Raw genomic sequence first — 2,569 nt, 5'->3', positions numbered from 1 at the left:
GCGGGTTCGGGCCGCCGACCAGCCGGGCCAGCGTGTCCTTGAGGACGGGCAGTGTGGAGGTGAGGGGTGGTGCGGGGGCCGCGTGCAGCGGCACGTGGAAGTGGGCGCGCCACGGGGAGGCGTCGGGCAGGGCGTCCTGCCCGACGGCCTCACCGAGGTCGTCGGTGCCGCGCAGTCCGGCGGCGGTGAGGGTGCGGGTCTGGTGCAGGAAGCGGGGCTCGTCGAAGGCGGCGAGGGCCTCGCGGACTTCGGGGAGATGGGGGTGTTCGGCGTGCAGGGCGGCCGACAGCTGGGACTTGACGACGGGGACGCCGGCGGCGGCCAGCCGGTCCAGGGCGGTGTGCGGGTCTTCGAAGGAGGTGGCGAGGTGGCAGGTGTCGACGCAGATGCCGATGCGGTCGTGGGCGATGGCGGTGAGCGGGGCGATGGCGTCGGCCGTGGTCTCGACGGTGCAGCCGGGTTCGGGTTCCAGGCCGACGCGGATGGAGCGCCCGGTCAGCTCCTCCAGCGCGTCGAGACGCTCGGCGAGGGTGCGGAAGGCCGCGTGGGCCCGGGCGGCGCGGACGTCGTCGTACGCGGTGCGCCAGGCGAGCGGGAGCGTGGAGATGGTCCCCTCGGTGACGTCGTCGGGCAGGAGCCCGGCGAGCAGGCGGGCGAGGGCGGCCGTGTGGTCGAGCCGCTCGGGGTCGGCCCAGTCCGGCTTGTAGACGCGGTACTTGACCTCCTCGGCGCCGAACCCCTCGTACGGGAAGCCGTTGAGGGTGACGACCTCCAGGCCCCGGCGGTCGAGCTCCGTGCGCAGGGCGCGCAGGGCCGACGGGTCGGTGACGAGGGCGCGGGCGGCGTCCTTGGCGAGCCACAGGCCGATGCCGAGCCGGTCGCGGCCGAGCCGTTTGCGTACCGGTTCGCAGTGGTCGCGGAGCTGGGCGCGGACGCCGTCCAGGGTCTCGGCGGGGTGCACGTTGGTGCAGTAGGCGAGGTGGACGGTGGAGCCGTCGGGGTGCCGGAAGCGCATCGCTCACGCCTCCGGGGTCGCGGTCTTCGGGACGCCGCGGAGGATGGAGTTGCCCTCGTGGGTGGCGTCCGTGCCGGCGACGTCGAGGTCCAGGCGGCCGCTGAGGCCGTAGAAGGCGACGGGGTTGCGCCACAGCACCCGGTCGACGTCGTCCTCGGTGAAACCGGCCTTCAGGAGCGCGTCGGCGACCTTGCGGGTCTTGAGGGGATCGCTCTTCCCCCAGTCGGCGGCGGAGTTGACCAGGACCTTCTCCGGCCCGTACTCCTCCAGGACCGCGACCATCCGCTCCTCGTCCATCTTGGTGTCCGGATAGACGGAGAAGCCGAGCCAGCAGCCGCCGTCCTTGGCCTCCTTGACCGTGGTTTCGTTGAGGTGGTCGATCAGGACGTGCTCCACGGGCAGGGCGGACTCCCGGACCACGTCCAGGGTGCGGCGCAGGCCCGCCAGTTTGTCGCGGTGCGGCGTGTGGACCAGCGCGGGCAGCCCGTGGTCGGCGGCGAGCTGGAGCTGCGTGGCCAGGGCGGTGTCCTCGGCGGGCGTCATCGAGTCGTAGCCGATCTCGCCGACGGCCACCACGTGGTCCTTGACGAGGTACCGGGGCAGTTCGTCGAGGACGGGGACGCAGCGCGGGTCGTTGGCCTCCTTGGGGTTGAGCGCGATGGTGCAGTGGTGGGCGATGCCGTACTGGGCCGCGCGGAAGGGCTCCCAGCCGAGGAGGGCGTCGAAGTAGTCGAGGAAGGAGGCGGGGGAGGTGCGGGGCTGGCCGAGCCAGAAGGCGGGTTCGACGACGGCACGGACGCCGGCGGCGTACATGGCCTCGTAGTCGTCGGTGGTGCGCGACGTCATGTGGATGTGGGGGTCGAAGATGCGCATCAGGACTCCTTGCCGTCGGGGGCGGTGGGGTCGGTCACGGAGTCCGGCGCACCGGTTCCGGTGGGGGTGGCCGGATGCCCGGTGAGGTCCAGGACGCGGTACAGGTCGTGCGGGACGGGGCGGTCGGCGGCCCGGCGCTCGGCGGCGTAGTCGTCGAGCATGCGGGCCAGTTCGGCGTCGGCGCGGGCACGGCGGGGCAGGTCGGCCACGGAGTCCACGGGGACGCCGGTGAACAGGCACTTCAGGACGGCGTGCCGCCAGTTGTGGGCGTCCAGGTGCCGGGCGGCGTACGGGCCGACGGCGGCGGCCACCAGCCGGGTGTCGTTGGTGCGCAGGGCGTCCTCGACGATCGGCAGGGCCTCCGGGCCGTCCACGAGGTGGGGCAGGGCCTCCAGGACGGCGCGGCGTTCGTCGGCGGTGCCCTGGCGGTAGACGCGGGCGAGGGCCGGGGCGTCGGCCCCGGCCGTGTGCAGGAGCAGGACGCGGGCCGCCTCCGCGTGTTCGGGTCCGCAGCGGCGTCCCGCCTCGGCGATCCGCAGCTCCCACACGGAGATGGGGCCGTCGGTCTCGGGGTGGGCGGCCGCCTCGTCGAGGGCCTGGTCCAGCCAGGCGCGGGCGGCGCCGCCGAGGGCGGAGTTCAGACGGGTGCGGAGGGTGGTGAGGAGGGGCGGGGTGTCCGCC

At 74.1% G+C, this 2,569-nt stretch carries 3 protein-coding genes; all 3 read right to left on the bottom strand.

The annotated features are described in order from the left end of the window. On the bottom strand, positions 1-1,015 hold a 1,015-nt coding region (gene eboE / locus FGF04_RS27240; protein WP_149514389.1), incomplete at its 3' end, for a metabolite traffic protein EboE. 3 nt (positions 1,016-1,018) lie between these two features. After that, positions 1,019-1,888, bottom strand: coding sequence for a TatD family hydrolase (locus FGF04_RS27235; RefSeq protein ID WP_149513997.1), 870 nt, complete (start codon positions 1,886-1,888; stop codon positions 1,019-1,021). Further along, positions 1,888-2,569 (bottom strand): EboA domain-containing protein (locus FGF04_RS27230; protein ID WP_149514388.1); only part of this gene is annotated, 682 nt, incomplete at its 5' end. The genes FGF04_RS27230 and FGF04_RS27235, both read right to left, overlap by 1 nt.

The organism is Streptomyces apricus (assembly GCF_008369065.1).
Lineage (GTDB): Bacteria > Actinomycetota > Actinomycetes > Streptomycetales > Streptomycetaceae > Streptomyces > Streptomyces apricus.
The sequence above is the reverse complement of the archived record's forward strand: the minus strand, read 5'-3'. Positions and strand labels throughout refer to the sequence as shown.